Genomic DNA, 22841 nt, shown 5'->3' on the forward strand with positions numbered 1-22841 from the left:
TTATGCAAGAGGTCTAATGAACATATGATTTTGTCCACTCTGAAGTAACTGTGTGGCTTGTTGATTTTTATCAATCAAATATTTTAAACCTTGATTGCTTGCATGAGAATCTAGTGCTTTGACAATTTGCTGTGTATTATAATAAGAATCTTTATTTGCTGATGCATTTCTATCTATTCTTTTCTTCATTGCGGCATTATGAATTTCAAGGATAAACTCAATTAGCTTTAACTCGCTATGAAATACATTTTTTATGCAAAAATTCTAGAACAATGCTTAGAAGGTTAAATATTTCCTATTATTCCTGGATCATTGCATTCTTAGCCATTGCGAATCTATCCATATATATATTCTACAGCTTGAAATTGATATAAAACAATATCAAATGACTCGGCAGTTTGTATATAGATATTGCTATAGTGCAATATTAACTCGATTGATCCAAAATGCAACTTTTTAAGATGCGAATATAGGCAAAAATATCACTTATTTGATGATAATATTAAAGATATATTTCTTTTATTGAATATAGCATGTATAAATAATGCATATTATGTGTTTGTGAATGTCATCTTCATAATAGACCTCTTTCAAAATTTGAATCTTAATCCAAACTTTTTATCCTATTTCTATCTTTATCGACTATAATTTTAAATCTTTTAAGTATATCGATAATATTTATCAAGAAGATGAAGTTTAGCGTGCCTGTTTTATACTGCTTTAGCTATAGCATTGGAATCTGCAGAAGTTATAGGATTTATTCTCATAAAGTTTTTAAAGAATTCGCAAAGCGAAGTAAAACTACAAAAGGCCGGTTTTTCGGTCTGAAGCTTTATTTGATAAAAGTATCTTTTAGTAGTGGAAATGAAGATTATAGAAAGGCTTTAAGGTAGATTAATTTCTACAAAATGTTACGGTTTCGAAATAAGAATCTTGCATCATCTATAACTTAACATTTTGTCCTACCATTTTATCTAGAGACATTAATATAGTAGGTACTGCATTCATCCCTGGATTTATAAAGAGCTCAGAACACAGCAAATGCGAAGTTTGTGTAAATTTATAAAAATCCCTTATAAAACCATATCTTTTAAGTTGTACGACTATATGCTATTATTTGTGGGATTTGGTATAAGAGATCGTTGAGTGAAGTATGCAGATTTTATCAATTCACTGTAATAAAAAATTTGCTGCAATGTTAAGTGCACACTGCATTTTTTAACTATATACACTCTAGGTATCTGCCTTTGTAAAAACTATATATTGTTTGAAATAGATTGTTTTGCTACATTTGTACTTATGGCGCTACCAGTCAGGTAGGTGGTGAGCTTGATTTCAAAGTTGTTTGCCAGTTTATGGTAGCATAAAATTCCTTTTTATAGTCGATGTCAATATTAGCAAATTTTCATATTCACATCTTTAAGATGCGCTATATTCAACCTAAGAGGTGTGAATTATGATTGTACTTGCTATGTCATCACTTGTATTCATTATGAAAAAATATGGTATTAACATATTGTATTCCATTTGTGCATCATTGCGTCTTATTTTTCTTTGCTTAAGAAGTTGCTGTGAATTTTCTATGTATCTCTTAAAATATTTGTATATTGACTCACATAAAAGTTATATATCAAAATATGTGATTTACTGCTTATTCCTATTGTTTTATAATACTTCTGCATTTGCTAATGTTAATTTTTATGCAGATTGCATAAAGGGATATCAATTTTCTGATAATGCCATGCAATCTATTATGCTTTCACCTCTGAATTTGGTTTGTCAAAGACGCTGTGAATCTGAATGCGGAGCTTTCTCTAGAAAAATAAAGGATCCTACCATCAAAAATGATGATGGAATAGAGCTGAATTCTGCCGTTATTACTGAATGTGTTGCACAGTGCCAATCTGGTATTTTATTTAAAAGTCACTATTATGAAGCAAAAACTAGAGTCAATGTATCTGATCCCATAGAAGTTGAAGTGAAAGCACCAGTTAGTATAGCTTCTGCTTGTACTGAAGGGAAAGAATGGGTTGCAAATAATGCATTTAAAACTTTATTTTTTGTAAAGTCAGGAGACAAAATTAAGATCAGTTTAGTTGGAGATTATCAACATAGCAGCAAAGTATATCTGTGTGGTAAAAAAGAGAAAAAGTTAGTTCCAATTTTTCCTAATATTTCAGATCCGTTGTATGATATTACTAAGGCTGCAGATTGGAACATTAGTAATAAACAAACGGCATGGAAAAAGCGATCAGATCATTGGTGCTTGCTTGATTTAAATGATACTGAGTGGAGTGCATTAAATAATAAATCGCTTTGGTCTTCTCCTCCTTGGTCTATGCCTCCAAGTTCTAAACCAACTAGTGATATTTGCAATTGGAGCGCACGTAATAAAAGTTTCACTAATACAGGGATATATATAAGAAACGATGATGAAATAACTATCAAATGGAGTGGAAATTATGCAGTTCAGAAGGATATTGGAACAGCTGGTCAAGTAGTATATGACAGAAAAGCATTAGTTGAATGCATGTACAATAAGACTTTGCAGCCAAGTGTAGTACAACAATGCAAAGATTTATGGAGAGAACAAAGCGCACTTTGGATCATAGCACAAAATGGAACTTCCTATATTCCATTGTATGGTGAGGATGTCAGACGAACTGATATAAGAAGCGGTTTATTATATACTCCACCTTCTAGTCAACCTGCTGATCCTCCTAAAAAGTGGTATGGTCTATCTGGAACAGTAGTAGATGTCAATCTAAAAAGTGAAACTAACACATCGATTCCTGGTTGTCCAAAGCCTGATGATAAAACCGAAAGCAGCGGTTATCAAGATCCAGATTGTATAAGGATTGTGAATCCTGGAACAGCAAGCTATACATTTTCAGGGAAGTTAGAAGGTTTATCTGATGAGAGAATACCACTAATGATACAACATCCAAATGCAAACGATCAGAAACATTTGGGAGGTTATGAAGTCAATATAGAATGGGGTGGTTGCGTATTTACAGACGGGCAGAGGATGCAATATGCTGTTATGACAGAGGCTGAAATAGCAAAGGTAAGTTTGGATAGTGGAGTTCTACAAATTCCTGAAGAAGAATGGAAAGATGTTCCTAAAGAAGTATTTTTGGGCTCTCATCTTGTTGTCAATACTTCTAAATCCGGATATCTATTTTTTAGGATTAAGAGCATGGATTTGCCATTTGGCGCAAATGATACACTTAAAGATCTATATGAAAATCCAGCGAATCGTTTTGGAAAATATTACATGTTAGCTGAGTCAATTAGCCAATCTTCTGCAGTTGTTAAGGATGGTCCAATCACGCAATTGCTTAGGATTATTATGGAACAATTACTTGGTAAGGATAGAAAAACTGGAACAGTAACACAAAGTGGGGCAGTCTATAAGATTTTTTCTTCAATTGTAGCAGATAGTATATTTAAAAATGTTATTAATGCTCTAATTGTAGCGTATATTTCATTCACTGTAGTCGGATTATTAATAGGTGTTGTGCAGTTAAGTCAACAAGATGTGATAAAGAGACTTGCAAAAGTTGGCTTAATACTAGTACTTATTTCCAGCACAAGTTGGGAATTTTTCGGTGGTTATCTAGTTCCATTTTTTGTGGATGGTGCTACAACTTTGATAGCATTGATACTATCGTCATCGATGGATTTAAGCGGTACAGAGTTAACACATAATAATCTAATGCAAGATCCACTAATAATCTTTACTATATTTGATGGGCCTTTCAAGGAAATGTTTAGTTCAGTCACTTGGAAGAAGATTTTGGGATTATTTCTTTCAAGTCCGCTTGGGTTACTTATAGTTTTCTTGATACTTTTTTCTATGTGGTTTTATGTACTTACCATAGTAAAGGCAAGTGTAATGTATATATTCTCCGTTATCATGACATCGCTTTTGATTGTAATGGGTCCAATTTTTATTCCTATGATATTATTTAAGCAAACTGCAACTTTATTTAAGAATTGGTGTTTTCAGCTGTTTTCTTTCATGTTGCAGCCTGTGATGTTATTCTGCTCCATAGCGATGTTCAATATATTATTACTTGCTATATTACACGCAACACTCGGATTTACAGTGTGTCCTAACTGTATTCTATATATCGATTTGTCACCTCTTTATTCCGCTTGCTGGATTCCTGGTTATGCGCTCGTAGTAAACTCACACCTTCCTGTTGGTGTTTCATCAATGTCTTCTATACCTCTCTCTATACTTGCTGGTGCGTTGACATTTATGTTAGTAGCTCATGGTACATATGGTTTCTGTGGTTTTATCACAAGACTTGCTATGAATATTATTACAGGTTCACCATTTGGTTTTGATATATCTAGACCAGCTGAGAAAGTAATGAATGTTGGAAGTGATATAAAAGATTTTGTAAAAGATGCTGCAGTTTCAATTGCAACAAAGGGTAAGTCTTCTGGGGGAGATAAAAAAGGAGAAGATGTGAAGAGAGAAGACGGAAAGAAAGATCCTGCTGGATATAAAGATAAGAAAAATGATGATAAAAGTAAAAAGCCACAAGTAGAAATGTTTTATGATGATAGAAACAAGAGTGATAGTAGAGAAGGTAGTAGACGTGGCTCTCTTGATGAGGAGTAATAATTAATACGACTCTGTCAGCAGTGTAATAGGGTCTTTCTCATTGATTGTGTAAATTTTTTAGAGCCATTAAAATCTCCCATCAAATTTGATTATAAAATGAGCCATAGCTTCATTCCAGTTAGAGATAGGCATGGTCCATTTTTTGGTAATATAATCAATCGTTAGGTATAAAACCTTGAATACCGAATCATCATTTGGGAAAACACGCTTATTTCTTGTAACTTTTCTCAACTGACTATTCAGCGATTCTATAGCATTTGTAGTGTAAATTATCTTACGGATACTCTCTGGATATTGCAGAAATATTACAAGATTCTCCCAATTATTATACCAGGATTTTGCTATATGTGGATATCGTTTACTCCATTTCTTATCAAAAGATTCTAGGGCAAGATGCGCTTCATCTTCAGTAGCAGAGCTATAAATAAGCTTTAAATCTGATGCCAATAATTTTCTGTCTTTATATGATACATACTTCAGGCTATTTCTAATTTGATGTACTATACAAAGCTGATGCTCAGTTTTGGGATAACTTGCGCATATAGCTTCAGACATACCAGTCAGGTTATCACTACAGGCAATTAATATATCTTTTAATCCTCGATTCTTCAATTCAGTAAAATTACTAAGCCAGAATTTAGATCCTTCATTCTCACTTATCCATAATCCTAAAATATCTTTCCGGCCCTGTAAATCTATACCCAGCGCAACATATACTGATTTATTAATTATCTGTTTATCTTGCCTTACCTTAACTATTAAACAATCAAAATATACTATAGGATATAATGGTTCAAGAGGTCTACTCTGCCAAATTCTAACCTCATCAATTACATCATCTGTAACCCTACTAATTAAACTCTCACTAACTTCTGCTCCATATAATTCTTGTAATTGGATCTTGATATCAGACAAACTCATCCCCTTGGCATACAGAGATATTATCTTTTGAGGGTCTTTATCAAAGATTGTGTAAATTATAGTAGAGCCTATATTTGGAATTAATAAAGAATATAGGTAATTAGAATGAAGACAGAAAAGAATAAGAAAATAAATGAAGCGATAGATTTACTGATAGAAGGAGGAGCGGATTTAAAGACAGTACTGAAGCAGGATGGATTGATTAAGGAATTAACGAAGAGTATTTTGGAGAGAGCCTTGCAGGCAGAAATGTCTGAACACTTAGGTTATAACAAATATGATAGGTCTGAAACTGAGAATTGCAGGAATGGTCATTATAATAAGAATTTGATTACTGAGAATGGCAGTATCGAGTTAAATATTCCGCGAGATAGAGAAGGTAAATTTGCACCTGTAATTGTCTCCAAGAATCAAACAAGAATAGATGGTTTAGATCAAAAGATAATATCTCTGTATGCCAAGGGGATGAGTTTGTCTGATATCAAGATCCAATTACAAGAATTATATGGAGCAGAAGTTAGTGAGAGTTTAATTAGTAGGGTTACAGATGATGTAATTGATGAGGTTAGAATTTGGCAGAGTAGACCTCTTGAACCATTATATCCTATAGTATATTTTGATTGTTTAATAGTTAAGGTAAGGCAAGATAAACAGATAATTAATAAATCAGTATATGTTGCGCTGGGTATAGATTTACAGGGCCGGAAAGATATTTTAGGATTATGGATAAGTGAGAATGAAGGATCTAAATTCTGGCTTAGTAATTTTACTGAATTGAAGAATCGAGGATTAAAAGATATATTAATTGCCTGTAGTGATAACCTGACTGGTATGTCTGAAGCTATATGCGCAAGTTATCCCAAAACTGAGCATCAGCTTTGTATAGTACATCAAATTAGAAATAGCCTGAAGTATGTATCATATAAAGACAGAAAATTATTGGCATCAGATTTAAAGCTTATTTATAGCTCTGCTACTGAAGATGAAGCGCATCTTGCCCTAGAATCTTTTGATAAGAAATGGAGTAAACGATATCCACATATAGCAAAATCCTGGTATAATAATTGGGAGAATCTTGTAATATTTCTGCAATATCCAGAGAGTATCCGTAAGATAATTTACACTACAAATGCTATAGAATCGCTGAATAGTCAGTTGAGAAAAGTTACAAGAAATAAGCGTGTTTTCCCAAATGATGATTCGGTATTCAAGGTTTTATACCTAACGATTGATTATATTACCAAAAAATGGACCATGCCTATCTCTAACTGGAATGAAGCTATGGCTCATTTTATAATCAAATTTGATGGGAGATTTTAATGGCTCTAAAAAATTTACACAATCAATGAGAAAGACCCTAAAAAAGATAACAAGTATACAATTGCGAGAGTTTTCACATAAAGATAGATAAGGTTTGTTCTTGATATTGTGTAAATATTTGTGGTGTTGTAAGAGCGCACCAAAGCTTGATGGATCCGTAGACCATTGACTCCTTCTTTGAAACGATCTTAGTACGCCGTGTCATTCTGCCTAAATGATGTCGCGTGTTACTATTATCTCTCTCGATAGATACTGTGCCAGACTTGCCAATCGTATGACGCTTTTTTGGTAAAACTTTAGAAAAAGCATTCCAATCATCCGTATAAAAATGACATTCTTTCAGATGACTCACTTTGTCGTAGAGCTTTTGGAATGTTGCAGTATCACGATTGCCTGTAACCCATGCAACAGTTCTCCTTGTGCTACGATCAACCGCCTTGATGATCCAAAGCTTGTTTTTTTTGAACCAATAAAATGCCACATCTCGTCAAATTCCATCTCCATAATATCCGAAGAGATGATTGGCTCCTGAGTCTTGTTCATCGCCTCTACTAACCAGCGATAAATTATGGACGGTGAGTGTCCTAATATCCTGCCTAACATAGAAAAAGAGGCCTTGCCAAGGCTATATAGCATAACACATAGTGCTTTCTTAACGGCTGTTTGAGGCTTTTTGCGCAGATCGCCCTCAACAAAATTTAGAAGGCATGATCTGCACTTATAACGCTGTACACCCCTCACAATGCCGTTTTTTATAAAGCTATCGGAACCACATCCCTTACAACAAACCATAAAACCACCATTTAGTTCTTAAAACAGTGATCATATCATATCTCTATCTAATTGTGAAAACTCTCGTTATTTTTCACCTCAAGCACTTTCTCTCTAAATGCAGCTATCAAAAGCTCTAGTGAATCTGGATTGAACAGAGCTGCAAAGTGCAGAGCAGTTCTGCCATCATGATCTTTCACCTCGAGCACTCGCTCTCCAAGCATTTTTACCAAAAATTGTAGCGAATCTGGGTTATAAATAGCCGCTAAATGTAGCGCAGTCTCACCATCGTTATTTTTCGACTCAAGCAAGATTTCTATTTTATCTTTGAACGTCTCTATCAATATCATCAGTGAGGTTGCGTTATGCATTGCAGCAAAGTGCAATACTAGACCTCTTGCATAACCTATTTAAAGCTCAAAGTTATAGATACCAGCAAGTAAATTAAACCTTAAACCGAATCGTTTTCTTCTGTTCCTATAACGATCAGCGATAATTTTAAATCGTTTGATCATGCCTATGACGTTTTCATTTAAAACACGTTCACTAGACAATTGACGATTTTTCTTTTTATCTTTCCTGCTTAGTGGTCGCTTTTTTGTCTTTTTCTTTGGTAACTCTGAATTATAATGCAACTTATCAATGCCTTGATAACCAGTATCTGTAAGAACTTTAATCTCAGGGTGGATGTGAACTCCGGATTCTTTAAATAACCTGAAATCATGACGCTTGCCATTAGAAAAATTAGTGCAAATGATTTCTTTTTTCCTTTTATCCACAATAAGCTGAGTTTTTAGAGTATGTCGCCTCTTTTTTCCCGAATAAAAGTGCTTCTGTTTTTTTTAGGTCGTTCTATCGGTGTTTCAGTAGCATCAATTAACACAAGTTCGTATTCAGAATCGCTTTTTAGTAATGCTTTACGTCCAGGTAGTGAAAATCGTTTATCTTTAATTAGAGTATCTTCAATCCAACGTATATTACGATAACAGGCACTTTCACTTATTCCATAACTGCGGGAAATATGAAAATATGTCCTGTATTCACGCAAGTACTCAAGCGTCATGAGTAATCGATCTTCTAAAGCCAATTTATTGGGTTTTCCACCTTGAGACTTTAAAATAGCTTCAGCTTCTTTTAATATACTTAGTATAACTTCAAACGTTCCTCGTTTAATGCCAGTAAGCCTGCGAAACTCTTCTGCGTATTCATCTTTGATGTTTTCAAACTTCATGTTATCCTTGATAAAATCAAGGATTTTAATCAATTTATATGGTTATGCAAGAGGTCTATTATACCATTTGTATGATCAATTTCATGTTGGATACAAACTGATAGCAAACTATGCTGTAGTTCAAGAACATGTTTTTCACCATAATAATCAAGATATTCCACTACTATATCAGAAGGTCTTTGGACATCTGCACGTATACCTGGCAACGACAAACAGCCCTCATGAAACGATGACTTATCATTAGAGTATTTAATCACCTTCGCGTTAACTAAAAACATTGGCATTCCATCTACTGGAACAGAATCATCTGGTCTTGTGATATCCACTACTATAACTTTCTTGAGCACTCCTACCTGAACTGCTGCAAGACCTACGCCACTATTCTCCTTCATGGTAAACAACATATCATCCATAAAGCTACGCAAAGTATCATCAACAATTTCTACATCTTCAGATTTGCAATGTAACCGTGGATCGGGTTCAAGGATTATATCCATCAACACCGGACTCTTATCTACAGTACTATTTCGCATAAACTGTTCCATGATATATTAATAATATGCTTAATAATTATTACACTAACACAAAAACATTATATTATACATTAATATATTAACTACCCACTTACCTATTCATCAATTGTAGGTGCGCCGATAACAGCTGCTGGATCTCTGATAAAAATTCCTTTCAGTTCGTTAAAAACCTCAATAGCAGGCTTACCCGAAATTCTAATATCATAATGTGAATCATCAGAAGTACTTGTGACTCTAAACTCAGCTTTACCTGGAACACTAGTAGACTCTGCTAATTTTTCAAGCAACGATATTACATCAGAAACTTGATCATCTCTCAAAGCACCGCCAGCCACACTAGCATTTTTAATTTCTCTATCTATAATTAAGTTAAACAACTTGGAATAAAACTTAACAAATGCAGGCATCTCATTTATTGATATCTCGCCTTCAACCATTGGTCTCTTTTCAGAAATATTAAAACCTGCTCTACCACTTATACTAACAGAAAAGATATCATTAATTAAATGAAGCTTCTTAAATTCAACATATTGACAAAGTTTTTTATCTTCGGTGCCTTCTGAATCTTTAGAGAGATCAAGAGTACCAACTATATAATCCACATCAAGAGAAACCGTACTCTTTCCAGCTGCTGCCATATGTTTTACCTCCGGATCTGGATGATCAGAGTTATATTTACAGCTTGCAACAGTACCATCTATTGAAAAATTCATAATCTCATGTGGTTCATCTTTTGTATCTCCTACCTTATTCTTTGTAGAAGCATTTTCTCTGCGATTTACTACATTAAATGCAGCACCGTCATACTGCACAACAAACTGTCCATTTACCATTTCATCTGCAGTAGTAAGACCTTCATCAATATACCGCATTTCTTTAATACGACTTATAATACTTGTTTTTTGAGCACTTGAATTTTTAAATACATCGCTAATTGAGTTTAAAAACTTAATATCTACCCGCGGAGCTTTAAAAAAATAGGATAAATCTGAAATCTGAACTGCAGATGTTGTGGTTACTTCTCTTATTTTACTAGTAGTAGTTAAAGATAACTCTTTGGAAAATGGTGTTACAGTTATATTAATCGAATCAAGAGTTCTGACTGTAGAGCTCACAGATGTTTTTTGTTCAAACGATGGATTTATAATAGCAGCTTTAATATCAAAAGCTGTAGTTGTAGAAAAGTCTATTTTCTCATAATTGAAATCTACATGCACTTCCTTCAATTTTTCTTTTGCCATCTCAACGGCAGATTTAATGTTTCTTTTTTGAATATAAATTGCTGCATAATTTGCACCAAACAACGCAACTATAACAACGAACATGAAAATCAGTACTCTTCTTGCCATACTATCTATCCATAAATACATATAAAAACTATGAAGCACACATCTTACAAAGATTTATCTAAAAAATCTATATATCTATCGATTATTTCAAAAAAACAGTGCTCTATAGATCTAAACAAATAATAAATAAGTATAAATACTTAAACTAAATGAAACGTAACGCAACCTAAAATATAAACATCTCTCCTATGCACTGGCATAAACACTCAAAAGCTGAATGAAAGAGTGGCGCGCCTGAAAGGATTCGAACCCTTGACCTTTAGATCCGTAGTCTAACGCTCTATCCAGCTGAGCTACAGGCGCAAAAATAAATAATAAACCATGTGACGCCTAAAGATACATGATGAGCAAACTACATGTCAAAACAAATTTTGAATTTTCTACATAAGAAAGTAAAATACTCATTATAAATAGAGAGTTTTCACATAAAGATAGATAAGGTTTGTTCTTGATATTGTGTAAATATTTGTGGTGTTGTAAGAGCGCACCAAAGCTTGATGGATCCGTAGACCATTGACTCCTTCTTTGAAACGATCTTAGTACGCCGTGTCATTCTGCCTAAATGATGTCGCGTGTTACTATTATCTCTCTCGATAGATACTGTGCCAGACTTGCCAATCGTATGACGCTTTTTTGGTAAAACTTTAGAAAAAGCATTCCAATCATCCGTATAAAAATGACATTCTTTCAGATGACTCACTTTGTCGTAGAGCTTTTGGAATGTTGCAGTATCACGATTGCCTGTAACCCATGCAACAGTTCTCCTTGTGCTACGATCAACCGCCTTGATGATCCAAAGCTTGTTTTTTTTGAACCAATAAAATGCCACATCTCGTCAAATTCCATCTCCATAATATCCGAAGAGATGATTGGCTCCTGAGTCTTGTTCATCGCCTCTACTAACCAGCGATAAATTATGGACGGTGAGTGTCCTAATATCCTGCCTAACATAGAAAAAGAGGCCTTGCCAAGGCTATATAGCATAACACATAGTGCTTTCTTAACGGCTGTTTGAGGCTTTTTGCGCAGATCGCCCTCAACAAAATTTAGAAGGCATGATCTGCACTTATAACGCTGTACACCCCTCACAATGCCGTTTTTTATAAAGCTATCGGAACCACATCCCTTACAACAAACCATAAAACCACCATTTAGTTCTTAAAACAGTGATCATATCATATCTCTATCTAATTGTGAAAACTCTCAAGTGGAAAATCAAATTGGGAATTTAGCATTGCATATTGCTGCTAAGAATCCAGCATCATTAAAACTCCTGATAGATTTGCTTGGAGAAGAAGTGCTGAATATACAAGATAGTAATGGAAACACTATACTTCACTTTGCTAATATCAATAATTTAGATTCACTAAAGCTTTTGGTAGAGAGATTTGGAGAGCAGGTGCTCAAGGTACAAAATAACCATGGCAACACCGCTCTGCACTGGGCTGTTAATAATCACCCAAGCGCACTAGAACTATTAATAGATGTATTCAAAGATAAAGTGCTTGAAGTAAAAAATCACGGTAGCAATACAGCGCTACATTTTGCTGCAGCTCACAATCCAGATTCGCTAAGCTTCTTTATAAAGAAATTTGGAAAGAAAGTACTTCAAGTACAAAATAACCATGGTAACACAATACTGCATGTCGCCGCCATAAATAACCTCAACTCACTCAAACTCTTAGTAGATACATTTGGAGAGAAAATGCTTTTGTCAAAAAACAACTTTGGCCATACAGCATCGCACTTTGCAGCAAAGAATAACACAAAGTCACTAGAATTCTTGATCGATAAATTGGGAGTTGATGTGCTTGATGAAAAAGATAATAGTGGAAATACAGCGCTAAGCTCAGCTGCTGAATATAATCCAGAATCACTAAAATTATTAATAGAGAAGTTCCCAGAGAAGGTCAAAAGCTTGCTGCATAAGGAAGATATATTTGGTCGAACAGTAATGGATTTAGTGGCAAATAATCCTAACTCGCTTAAGTTAATAAATGATTTTCTCGATGGTAATAAGATATACGGCGCAGAAAGCGGAATTTCCATCCCAGAGATTCCTGCAGCACTTTCTTATTATTACCAAGATCAAGTGTCTCTTTTGCTAAAACTTAGAATTGAGGATGCAAAGCCAGGTGCACTAAAGTCAGTTGATGTGCTTGAGGCAAATTATACTTTAAGAGAAAATAATAGTGATGATATTGCTGCTAAGCTATCATCATTTATCTTAGCTTCTGCCAAAGAGACAATACTAATGCCGCTCAACATAGGTGGAAAGCATTTGGTTGGAATTGCAGCGAGGAAACATGGCGACAGAGTTGTGCTCCACTACATGGATTCTGAACGAAATCCTCTCCCTGCATCGCTTTTTGCAAAAGTTAGAGCAGAGCTAGAATCTAGAGGTTATTCTACGGAGCGAGTAATAGCAGAAATAGAAAAACAACACTACAGCAACTGCGGCCCTGAAGTTATAGAAAATTTAACTGCATTTGCAAGCGGAAAGAAGCGCACTTCACAAGAAAAAGCAATACCAAAACATTCCACTCTATTTGAAGAGCATTTGCTGAAAGATTCTAGTAAAGGGGAAAGCACAGATGATAGTAGTACAAATGATAGTAGCGCACATGAAAGCACAGGCGATAGCAGCACGGGTGATAGTAATATATATGCAAACATAATCAAAAGCATGCCAGTACTTTCTGAAAGCGCAACTACTTTAGGCAATATGGAGTCTTTATCAAAGATTGTGTAAATTATAGTAGAGCCTATATTTGGAATTAATAAAGAATATAGGTAATTAGAATGAAGACAGAAAAGAATAAGAAAATAAATGAAGCGATAGATTTACTGATAGAAGGAGGAGCGGATTTAAAGACAGTACTGAAGCAGGATGGATTGATTAAGGAATTAACGAAGAGTATTTTGGAGAGAGCCTTGCAGGCAGAAATGTCTGAACACTTAGGTTATAACAAATATGATAGGTCTGAAACTGAGAATTGCAGGAATGGTCATTATAATAAGAATTTGATTACTGAGAATGGCAGTATCGAGTTAAATATTCCGCGAGATAGAGAAGGTAAATTTGCACCTGTAATTGTCTCCAAGAATCAAACAAGAATAGATGGTTTAGATCAAAAGATAATATCTCTGTATGCCAAGGGGATGAGTTTGTCTGATATCAAGATCCAATTACAAGAATTATATGGAGCAGAAGTTAGTGAGAGTTTAATTAGTAGGGTTACAGATGATGTAATTGATGAGGTTAGAATTTGGCAGAGTAGACCTCTTGAACCATTATATCCTATAGTATATTTTGATTGTTTAATAGTTAAGGTAAGGCAAGATAAACAGATAATTAATAAATCAGTATATGTTGCGCTGGGTATAGATTTACAGGGCCGGAAAGATATTTTAGGATTATGGATAAGTGAGAATGAAGGATCTAAATTCTGGCTTAGTAATTTTACTGAATTGAAGAATCGAGGATTAAAAGATATATTAATTGCCTGTAGTGATAACCTGACTGGTATGTCTGAAGCTATATGCGCAAGTTATCCCAAAACTGAGCATCAGCTTTGTATAGTACATCAAATTAGAAATAGCCTGAAGTATGTATCATATAAAGACAGAAAATTATTGGCATCAGATTTAAAGCTTATTTATAGCTCTGCTACTGAAGATGAAGCGCATCTTGCCCTAGAATCTTTTGATAAGAAATGGAGTAAACGATATCCACATATAGCAAAATCCTGGTATAATAATTGGGAGAATCTTGTAATATTTCTGCAATATCCAGAGAGTATCCGTAAGATAATTTACACTACAAATGCTATAGAATCGCTGAATAGTCAGTTGAGAAAAGTTACAAGAAATAAGCGTGTTTTCCCAAATGATGATTCGGTATTCAAGGTTTTATACCTAACGATTGATTATATTACCAAAAAATGGACCATGCCTATCTCTAACTGGAATGAAGCTATGGCTCATTTTATAATCAAATTTGATGGGAGATTTTAATGGCTCTAAAAAATTTACACAATCAATGAGAAAGACCCGCAAATTGTATTGCGAGGCTGCAATAGTTATCTCCGGAATCAAGCAATGTTTTTACATTATCCGCCAGGAATGTTTGTGAATATGTCTCTAGACTGCCAGTACTAATAGTTACTTCGTAATTGTCATGCTCTACCACCTTAAACAGTTCACTTTTAAACAGCTCCTTAACTCTCTCAGCAAATCGGCTTAGTAAGACTGCGAGTGAATCTGTATTATGCTGAACAGCAATGTGCAGCGCTGTTTCGCCATAGATATTTGTTGCTTTAAGCGCTTTCTCTCCAAAGCTTTCTATCAAGAGCTTGAGTGATTCTGTGTTGCGCTTAGCAGCTAGATGCGCTAGCGTTTCGCCAAATTTATTTGCGACACTAAGCACAAAACTAGGTTCAAAATTATTTATGAAGTGTTCTAGTGACTTCTTGTTATGCTTTGCTGCCCAGTGCAGCGCTGTGTTACCAAAGTGATTTTGTTTATTAAATGCTTTACCTGGAAAGGTCTTGATCAACAATTTTAATGAGTCTGGATTATACCTTGCCGCATAGTGGGCAGCTGTGTTGCCATCCGCATTTTGTATATCAGGCGCGTTATAGCCAAACTTATCTATCAAGAGTTTTAGTGAATCTGGTGCATACCTGGCAGCAAAGTGCATAATAGTGTCTCCAGAGAAAGGTGCTTTATCCAACTTTTTTAATTTTCCTTTGTAGTCTTTTATCAAATCATTTAGCGCCTCTGCCCCTTTTTCCGCAGCATTGCATAGTTCTTGATATGTTAAGTTACTTGATATATCCCCATCTTTCATAGACTACTTCCTGTAAATTTTTAAAATTGAAAGCACAACAAGCATAAAATCTCCAAATACTTCTAGTAAATTATAGAGGCAAATAAATGCTAATATAGAATGATATCTATAAACACAAGTATTGCAAAAGTTTTTGGAGGGAATCGGCAAAAACAAATATGAAATCTTTATTAACTTGCAGATGGGCGCAGCATCTCATAAAAAGAAGAATAGTCAATAGCCAATAAGATAATTTATATTACATTTTTGTTTAATTTATGCTGTAAAGAACGGTATTAATATATTAATTTGACAGAGTATTCACAATGCATTACTTTCGAACAGAGAATATTGTAATGATTAAGCTTGCTATAATAATAGTAGTGCTCAAGAAATTTTATGATTGTTTAAAGAAGATCTCTGCATAATTTGTGGATTTTAACTAATAGTGATAAATTATCACAGTTTTGCTATTATATGACGCAAATAAAGTAGAACTATAAATGGCAATACATAACGACTTAACGTAGTAAATTACGCTACTCTCAATAAAAAAAGCATTTATCGGAAAGTGGAAAATCGCAGCACTCATTTTGAGACACTTCTAAAAAATTAATACGCTCCAAAAACAATGTATTGTTATTGAATGATTGCTTGCGAATTTATGAAAATATGCCTTTGAAAAATAGAAAATACCTAAGCAACAGCTTTATAGCGCTTTTTGCGTGAATCTTCTTGGTTCCATTAATTTAAAGATTCTAGATAGGTTCATGTTATAGCTAAAGCAGGTAATATAATTTTCACATTAAGATATCGGTATACTAGAAAAATAAATTTAATGCTTGACCCCTTAAGACAGTATCAATGTTATTGCAACAGAGCATAACACGCTGTATACAATGATATGTAATTTAAAATTGTAACTAATAAATCATAATACTTATCATATATGGAGCTTAATTTTATGACAAGACTGTCAGCAATGATTTCTGCAATTACGGATCTTTTTAGACTACCTACCATGATTACAGAAACTACTGATCTACCTGCAGGAAATTCAACGATTAAGGAAATAGATAGCAGTGCGCTAAGGTTGCTAGTTAAAAGTCACATGAGTAGCAACACAACCTCCTTAGATATTGCGGTAAAGCAAAAAAACATGGAGAACATGAATGCTCTGCTTGCAAATGGTGTAAAAGTTAGTGAATATGCTGTAAATATTGCAGTATCGCAAAATGATAGCGAAACCGTAGCACTCTTATTGAAGCATGGTGGAGATATTAATAGAGATATGATGGTAAGTGCGGTATCTAATAATAACATCATAATACTAAAATTGCTGCTCAAAAATGGTGGAAATGTCGACGCAGGTCTCGTAGAAATCGCTCTTATTAAAAATCATAAGAAAGCACTTAAACTATTATTAAAACACTGTGAAAAAGTTGACGAAGATATCGTCAGAACTGTTGTTCGACATAATGGATACAAGGAACTCGACTCTCTTATAAAAAAAGAAGAAAAAATTAGCGAATATGCGGCAAAATATGCATTATCATATAGAAATATCAAGATTCTTAAGTTGCTTATTGAAAATGGCTGGAAAATTACAGAAGGCAGTATGCATGCTGTTATTAACTCTGTCGTTTACTCTGCTATCGAATCTAATCACTTTGAAATGCTAAAATTGCTGCTTGAAAACGGTGCTAAAGTAGATGCATATGTAGTGAATCAAGCGGTACGAGATAAAAATATAGAGTTGCTAAAATTGCTGCTTGAAAACGGTGCTAAAGTAGATCCATATGTAGTGGATCAAGCGGTACGAGATAAAAATATAGAATTGGTAAAATTGCTGCTTGAAAATGGTGCTAAAGCAGATCCATATACAGTACGCATAGCAGTTCAAGATAAAAATAATATAGAATTGGTAAAATTGCTGCTTGAAAATGGCGCTAAAGCAGATCCATATACAGTACACATAGCAGTTCAAGATAAAAACATAGAATTGGTCAAATTACTATTTGAAAACGGCGCTAAAGCAGATGAATTCGCAGTGCGCATAGCAGTGAAAGATAAAAACATAGAATTGGTTAAATTGCTACTGGAAAACGGCGCTAAAGCAGATGAATCCGCAGTGTATCAAGCGGTACAAGATAAAAATATAGAATTAGTCAAATTGCTATTTGAAAATGGCGCTAAAGCAGATGCGGATGCAGTGCGCATAGCAGTTGCAAATAAAAATATAGAATTGGTAAAATTGCTACTTGAAAATGGCGCTAAAGCAGATGAATCCGCAGTGTATCAAGCGGCGCTTGATAATAATTCTGAATTAACTGAGCTATTGTTCAGTAATTTGTCTAGCTCTCAAGGTATAGAATATACACTCTACAATATGATGAAAAAACCAAGTTTAAATGGTTTTTTAGGCAATATATCGTTAGACTTTGATTACAAGGCAATCATGAGAGATGCGTTGCAACGTCAAAAGACTGATCTTGTACAAAAACTATTTCATGACAATGTTCCAATTTCTGGAATTTTACTTGGAGTCTCAAACATACTAGGTATGTGGTCATCAGATGTCCTTGAAGCACTAAAACCCTTTGTGCATTCGAACTACGGTATATATATACTACCATTGTCTCAAGCTCAGCAAAATGACACAGAATTTCTTAAAGAATTTAGTGGATTTATTAATCCTGGAGCAGGCGATAGCTTCCCAAATGTACCATTTACTCTACAAGATATACAGGGTGAGACGATGCTAGAGAACGAGAAATTATATCAATCTGTGCTGAATGTTTCAAATGAATTTGGGATTCCATACCTTGGCATATGCTCAGGCGCACAGCATCTTATTCTAAACAAAGGAGGAAAATTAGATGTTGTAGCTAAATATGAACTTGATCATCGTGTAACATTCATTAAAGGTACTTTCCCGCATTTTGCAGCACTTACTAAAACTGAGCAAAATGAAGCATTAGAGAAATGTGTATTTCCAAATGTTATATTTCCAGTGCATAGGTCGCATAAATACTCTGGAGTACAAGAACAACTTGGTGATGTTAAACTTGGAGCTGTATCTAAAGAAGGGGTGGTACAAGCAGTAGCTTCCAAAACTGGTCAGCTTGGAGTGCAATTCCATCCAGAAAACTCATATTATGAACAAACTGACACAAATAGAAATAAATTGATTATAGATAACTTCTTTGAGCGCATCAAAAAATATAGCGAAGCAATTTCTTATGCTGAGAAAAATGGCATAACTCGCACAGAAGCAGTGATAGCAATAAAAAATGCCTACACAATGCTGAGTGATAGATTGGAAGAATGTACGTATGTAGCAAAATATCATGTTGCTTGCGGAGCTAGCTATAATGATACATCATATGAAACTTTGTTTATGGATGAGTTTGATAAAGTAATGTTCGGTTTTAGTGATCAACAGTGATGAATCGTGGTAGGAAGAGACTTCACAACAGTCTCTTCAACATCACAGCATATACTTGTTTCCGTACACGGCGGGTTCAGTAGTACGCACGCCAAAAGTCTCAGAAGCTGCATAAAAAGAGAGTGTTATCCAGTCTATCCGCCAAAAATTAATTTGCTGTGTAAATAAATTTTTGATGAACAGACTATAAAGATAGCTTTGCATTGATTTTTTTAAAAAATCTCATTTACTTAGCATATCAAGAAATAATATATCTATTTATAATAGAAAATTAGCATTATTTATAAGAGAGTTTCATATTCAAGCTTTTGAGCTTAGTAGTGAAGTAATCAGGCAATTGTGCTGTGAGCTTTAGATTTTTTCCAAATAAAGAAAGCTGGATTTGCCATGCATGCAAAAACAAAGGACTTTTTTTATTTGCTTTATTTTTCACATATTTTTCATCTCCAAGAACCGGGCACCCAATAGATGAGCTATGCACCCTTATCTGGTGAGTGCGTCCAGTAATCAATAAAAATTCTACTAATGAAAGACGAATTTTACTATTATTTATGCAATCAAGTACTCTATACTCTGTAACAGCATTTTTTCCTTCGCTATCTTCCTGAACTTTTTCAAATTGTCGACACTGAAGACGAGATTTTTTAATAGGAATGTTAATCACATCTTCAGTTATTTCTGGTATTCCATCAAGAATAGCAATATATCTTTTTTGTATATTTTGTTCTTTTAGTGCAAGCGATAATGTTTGAGCAGCTTGTTTATTTCTAGCTAATAATAGTATTCCACTGGTTTCCTTGTCTAGTCTGTGCACCAATCTAGGCTTTTCATTAGCTTCAAACTGCAGTAAACTTGATAATGAGTCTATGCTTATTTTAATCTTACTTCCGCCTTGTACTGCAAGTCCTGCAGGTTTATTTAACACCAATATGTTTTCATCTTTATATATTAGACTTTCTACTAGCTCTGCTGCTATCTTTTTTTCAAGCTCAGAAAATTTTCTATCAATATTATCCACATTTTTCATGATTGTGGATTCATGTATTGGAATTCTAACTTCATCGTCTTTTTCAAGCTTTGCATTTAGTGTTGAACGCTTTCCATTGACTCTAATTTGGCCAGTGCGTACGAGTTTTGCTATAGTTGTAAATGGTACGGTAGCAAAGTATTTATTAATCAGTTTGCTGAGCCTAGTTCCTGCATCTTGTTGCGAGATCAAAATTTTATGTATGTTCATTCCTATTTTGATATTTTTAATCATTCTTATTAAATTCAGTGCTTAAAAATAGCGTGTCGTTGACACCTATCATGAAATGATAATAACATCAACGATGCGATTAGTTGTAGAGTAGTGTCATTGTGTCATACGATGTATACTAATCATACTTTTCAAGTGTATACAACATGCACCCTCACTTTGCCTAACTCTTTTTGCAGTCTAACTTCGTATATATATATAATGCGAGTTGCCATATATCTTGTAGTAGTCACTAAAGTAATAAAACTTGTATATATGTACCTCTTTGTATTGTTGAAAAAATCTGTCATACACTCGTGTTATTAATAGACAACCATGGTATTTTAAGCATTAGTCAGATATAACAAGGTCTGCATGTAAATGTTAAGTTTGCAATATTTGCACATTTGATTTATAATACGTATGATAAAGGTGTGAATTTTCTCTCTTCTAGAATTTTTATTATAATTTATAGTATTGCTCTGTTGGTTTTAGCAATGATTGTTACAGGTAAGTGTGAAGTTGACTTATAGCTAAAAAAGTTGTACGTAGTATCCTGGCTAAGTCAGCCTTGTAAAAATCAATTAATCTGTGCATTGGTTCATGAAATGAGCGAAAAAATATATAATGCTGACAATATATTTGCAAAGATATTACGCAGAGAAATACAAGCAAATGTGATATATGAGGATGCATTCTCTCTAGCTTTTAATGATATAGCGCCTGCTGCACCTGTGCATGTTCTTGTGATACCTAAGTTTGAATGCATTTCCTTTAATGACTTTGTGCAAAAAGCAGATCCATCATTTGTTAGTAGTTTCTTTCTTTCTGTGCAAAAAGTTGCTAAGCTTCTTGGCTTGGAAGAATCGGGATACAGAATTGTGGCTAATCACGGAAATGATGCGGAGCAGACTGTCTATCATTTTCATATCCACTTGCTTGGGAAAAAACATCTTGGCAAATTTATTAGCTGAGTTTCTTTTTGAGGTATATGTTTCGAGGCTAGTGAATGCGTATCAATGTTGGTAAATATAAAAATCGCAAGATATTGCTGCCAAGTGTAGTACACTGCAGGAAGTTTGGGTTGAGACCTACGCAGTCAAAAATTAGAGCTGCTGTGTTCAATGTGCTTAGAGCTGCCGCAAATTTTAATGGCGTTCGTGTGCTTGATGTATACTGTGGTAGTGGTGCTTTTGGAATAGAAGCACTTTCTGTTGGAGCTTCACACGTAACTTTTGTTGATATTAGCTCGCATAACATACAGCATTTAAAGAGTAATGTGAATCGCATTAATATACGTGAGAGTGTGGAATATCTTTGTATGGATGCTAGAGATTTGAGTAAGGTAACTGGGCAGTATGGGTTGATATATGTAGATCCACCTTATAATAGCTCTTTTGCATACGAGAGTGTAGACTCTATTGTAAGGAACAAGCTTTTGTCTGATGATGGAGTGTTAGTTATTGAAGTTGCTAAACGTAATTTTATAAAAACTCCAAATGATATTACGGTTTTTGACTGTAGAGAATATGGAAATACTAAAGTAGTATTTTGTGGATTGGCAAATTAAAATGATGCAAAGATCGATCAAAAGCACCGTGTCATGCAGTGGTGTAGGACTTCACACTGGAAAGATTGCAAATCTCACGTTAAAACCTGCACCTGTAAATTCTGGGATTAAATTTATTCGCATAGATGTGGATGGTGGAAATGAAGTGCAAGCTTCATTTTTAAGCGTTTCGGATACTGGATTTTGTACGGTATTATCTAATGAGTGCGGTGTGAGTGTTATGACTGTCGAGCATTTAATGGCTGCTTTGGCTGCATATAGAATCAGCAATGTCATAGTTGAGATAGATGCGCCTGAGGTTCCTGCGCTTGATGGTAGTGCTTTATGCTTTGTGAATTTAATACAAAGTGTTGGATATATTAATCAAGAAATTCCTACAAAACGATTGAAAATGTTAAAGGATGTTGAGGTGAGGCAAAACGATAAAAGTATTAAAATTCGTCCGTATGATGGTTTTGTTATAGACTTTACAATATCGTTTTTGCACCCAAGTATAGGAACACAGAGATATATTTTTGACTCAAATAAATGTAGCTTTGCTGCCGAAGTAGCAAAAGCAAGAACATTTGGTTTTATTGAGGAGATCGAGATGCTGCAGTCTAGAGGGCTTGCAAAAGGTGCTTCTCTTAAGAATGCAGTCGGCGTATCGGCTAATGGCGTTGTGAATGATGAGGGATTGCGCTATGAAGATGAGTTTGTTAGGCATAAGGTTTTGGATTGTATAGGAGACTTATACCTTGCTGGGTATGAGTTGATTGGTTATGTAGAAGCTATAAAATCAGGACACATGTTAAACAACAAGCTTTTACATACAATATTTGAAAATGAGAACAATTACGCAATAGTCTTGCCGCCTATATTCTGAAGTACAACAAGCTATACATTGTGGACCAAATTATTGTGTAGTTCTACTGCGTCATAACTCTAAGTAGTACGCGCGCCAGAAGTCTCAGAAGTGGTGTAAAATGCTGTTTAAAGTGTCAAAATAGTA

21 protein-coding genes and 1 tRNA gene are annotated in these 22841 nt (G+C 34.5%); 9 read left to right on the plus strand and 13 right to left on the minus strand.

Annotated features, from left to right (window positions below):
- A complete protein-coding gene (locus AACL20_RS02900; RefSeq protein WP_339052570.1) occupies positions 1 to 189 on the minus strand; it encodes a hypothetical protein in 189 nt (62 codons plus the stop codon).
- A gap of 500 nt (positions 190 to 689) precedes the next feature.
- Here AACL20_RS02900 and AACL20_RS06900 point away from each other — a divergent pair, with 500 nt between their 5' ends.
- Both AACL20_RS06900 and AACL20_RS02905 read left to right on the plus strand, forming a co-directional pair.
- Positions 690 to 893 carry a transposase gene (locus AACL20_RS06900; RefSeq protein ID WP_410519920.1) on the plus strand — a complete coding sequence of 68 codons (204 nt, stop codon included), beginning with the start codon at positions 690 to 692 and terminating at the stop codon, positions 891 to 893.
- Positions 894 to 1741: 848 nt separating this feature from the next.
- A complete protein-coding gene (locus tag AACL20_RS02905; protein WP_339052571.1) occupies positions 1742 to 4636 on the plus strand; it encodes a type IV secretion system protein in 2895 nt (964 codons plus the stop codon).
- A gap of 69 nt (positions 4637 to 4705) precedes the next feature.
- Here AACL20_RS02905 and AACL20_RS02910 read toward each other — a convergent pair whose 3' ends face one another.
- A complete protein-coding gene (locus AACL20_RS02910) occupies positions 4706 to 5707 on the minus strand; it encodes an IS256 family transposase (RefSeq protein ID WP_339052666.1) in 1002 nt (333 codons plus the stop codon).
- Between AACL20_RS02910 and AACL20_RS02915 the strand changes: the two genes are divergently transcribed.
- A complete protein-coding gene (locus AACL20_RS02915; protein WP_339051785.1) occupies positions 5666 to 6880 on the plus strand; it encodes an IS256 family transposase in 1215 nt (404 codons plus the stop codon). The two genes, AACL20_RS02910 and AACL20_RS02915, sit on opposite strands and share 42 nt — an antisense overlap.
- A gap of 73 nt (positions 6881 to 6953) precedes the next feature.
- On the opposite strand, the gene AACL20_RS02920 is transcribed toward AACL20_RS02915, so the two are convergent.
- The 9 genes from AACL20_RS02920 to AACL20_RS02960 all read right to left on the minus strand — a co-directional run bounded on the left by AACL20_RS02920 (position 6954) and on the right by AACL20_RS02960 (position 11904).
- Entirely contained in the window at positions 6954 to 7325 is a 372-nt protein-coding gene (locus tag AACL20_RS02920) for an IS1 family transposase (protein WP_339052667.1), read from the minus strand.
- Entirely contained in the window at positions 7229 to 7672 is a 444-nt protein-coding gene (locus tag AACL20_RS02925; protein ID WP_339052233.1) for a hypothetical protein, read from the minus strand. Before AACL20_RS02925 ends, AACL20_RS02920 begins: the two co-directional genes overlap by 97 nt.
- Before the next feature lie 47 nt (positions 7673 to 7719).
- Positions 7720 to 8037, minus strand: a complete 318-nt coding sequence (locus AACL20_RS02930) for an ankyrin repeat domain-containing protein (protein WP_339052572.1) — start codon at positions 8035 to 8037, stop codon at positions 7720 to 7722.
- Positions 8038 to 8061: 24 nt separating this feature from the next.
- A protein-coding gene (locus AACL20_RS02935) for an IS5 family transposase (RefSeq protein ID WP_339051669.1) occupies positions 8062 to 8882 on the minus strand; the annotation gives its coding sequence in 2 pieces (ribosomal slippage) (positions 8062 to 8495 and positions 8495 to 8882; 822 coding nt in all).
- 29 nt (positions 8883 to 8911) lie between these two features.
- A complete protein-coding gene (gene def, locus AACL20_RS02940) occupies positions 8912 to 9415 on the minus strand; it encodes a peptide deformylase (protein ID WP_339052573.1) in 504 nt (167 codons plus the stop codon).
- A gap of 95 nt (positions 9416 to 9510) precedes the next feature.
- Positions 9511 to 10719: a hypothetical protein gene (locus AACL20_RS02945; protein WP_339052574.1), complete on the minus strand. Its 1209-nt coding sequence runs from the start codon at positions 10717 to 10719 to the stop codon at positions 9511 to 9513.
- Positions 10720 to 10990: 271 nt separating this feature from the next.
- Positions 10991 to 11067, minus strand: a tRNA-Arg gene (locus AACL20_RS02950).
- A gap of 118 nt (positions 11068 to 11185) precedes the next feature.
- A complete protein-coding gene (locus tag AACL20_RS02955; protein ID WP_339052667.1) occupies positions 11186 to 11557 on the minus strand; it encodes an IS1 family transposase in 372 nt (123 codons plus the stop codon).
- Positions 11461 to 11904: a hypothetical protein gene (locus tag AACL20_RS02960; RefSeq protein WP_339052233.1), complete on the minus strand. Its 444-nt coding sequence runs from the start codon at positions 11902 to 11904 to the stop codon at positions 11461 to 11463. Before AACL20_RS02960 ends, AACL20_RS02955 begins: the two co-directional genes overlap by 97 nt.
- A gap of 67 nt (positions 11905 to 11971) precedes the next feature.
- On the opposite strand from AACL20_RS02960, the gene AACL20_RS02965 reads away from it, so the two are divergent.
- Both AACL20_RS02965 and AACL20_RS02970 read left to right on the plus strand, forming a co-directional pair.
- Positions 11972 to 13516, plus strand: a complete 1545-nt coding sequence (locus tag AACL20_RS02965; RefSeq protein ID WP_339052575.1) for an ankyrin repeat domain-containing protein — start codon at positions 11972 to 11974, stop codon at positions 13514 to 13516.
- A 50-nt stretch (positions 13517 to 13566) separates the two neighbouring features.
- Positions 13567 to 14781, plus strand: a complete 1215-nt coding sequence (locus AACL20_RS02970) for an IS256 family transposase (RefSeq protein ID WP_339051785.1) — start codon at positions 13567 to 13569, stop codon at positions 14779 to 14781.
- Between the two features lie 22 nt (positions 14782 to 14803).
- Here AACL20_RS02970 and AACL20_RS02975 read toward each other — a convergent pair whose 3' ends face one another.
- Positions 14804 to 15616: an ankyrin repeat domain-containing protein gene (locus AACL20_RS02975; protein ID WP_339052576.1), complete on the minus strand. Its 813-nt coding sequence runs from the start codon at positions 15614 to 15616 to the stop codon at positions 14804 to 14806.
- Positions 15617 to 16559: 943 nt separating this feature from the next.
- On the opposite strand from AACL20_RS02975, the gene AACL20_RS02980 reads away from it, so the two are divergent.
- On the plus strand, positions 16560 to 19043 hold the full coding sequence (locus AACL20_RS02980) for an ankyrin repeat domain-containing protein (protein WP_339052577.1): 2484 nt from the start codon (positions 16560 to 16562) through the stop codon (positions 19041 to 19043).
- Between the two features lie 277 nt (positions 19044 to 19320).
- Here the strand turns inward: AACL20_RS02980 and AACL20_RS02985 are convergent, their stop codons facing one another.
- The gene (locus AACL20_RS02985; RefSeq protein WP_339052578.1) at positions 19321 to 20304 is read right to left on the minus strand and encodes an RluA family pseudouridine synthase; all 984 of its coding nucleotides are present in this window, start codon (positions 20302 to 20304) and stop codon (positions 19321 to 19323) included.
- 584 nt (positions 20305 to 20888) lie between these two features.
- Here AACL20_RS02985 and AACL20_RS02990 point away from each other — a divergent pair.
- The 3 genes from AACL20_RS02990 to lpxC are packed head-to-tail and all read left to right on the plus strand — an operon-like array spanning position 20889 to position 22715.
- Positions 20889 to 21254, plus strand: a complete 366-nt coding sequence (locus AACL20_RS02990; protein WP_339052579.1) for an HIT domain-containing protein — start codon at positions 20889 to 20891, stop codon at positions 21252 to 21254.
- Positions 21255 to 21289: 35 nt separating this feature from the next.
- Entirely contained in the window at positions 21290 to 21850 is a 561-nt protein-coding gene (rsmD, locus tag AACL20_RS02995; RefSeq protein WP_339052580.1) for a 16S rRNA (guanine(966)-N(2))-methyltransferase RsmD, read from the plus strand.
- Positions 21834 to 22715 carry a UDP-3-O-acyl-N-acetylglucosamine deacetylase gene (lpxC, locus tag AACL20_RS03000; protein WP_339052581.1) on the plus strand — a complete coding sequence of 294 codons (882 nt, stop codon included), beginning with the start codon at positions 21834 to 21836 and terminating at the stop codon, positions 22713 to 22715. Before rsmD ends, lpxC begins: the two co-directional genes overlap by 17 nt.
- Positions 22716 to 22841: the final 126 nt, after the last annotated feature.

Source organism: Candidatus Lariskella endosymbiont of Epinotia ramella (assembly GCF_964019805.1).
Taxonomy (GTDB): domain Bacteria; phylum Pseudomonadota; class Alphaproteobacteria; order Rickettsiales; family Midichloriaceae; genus Lariskella.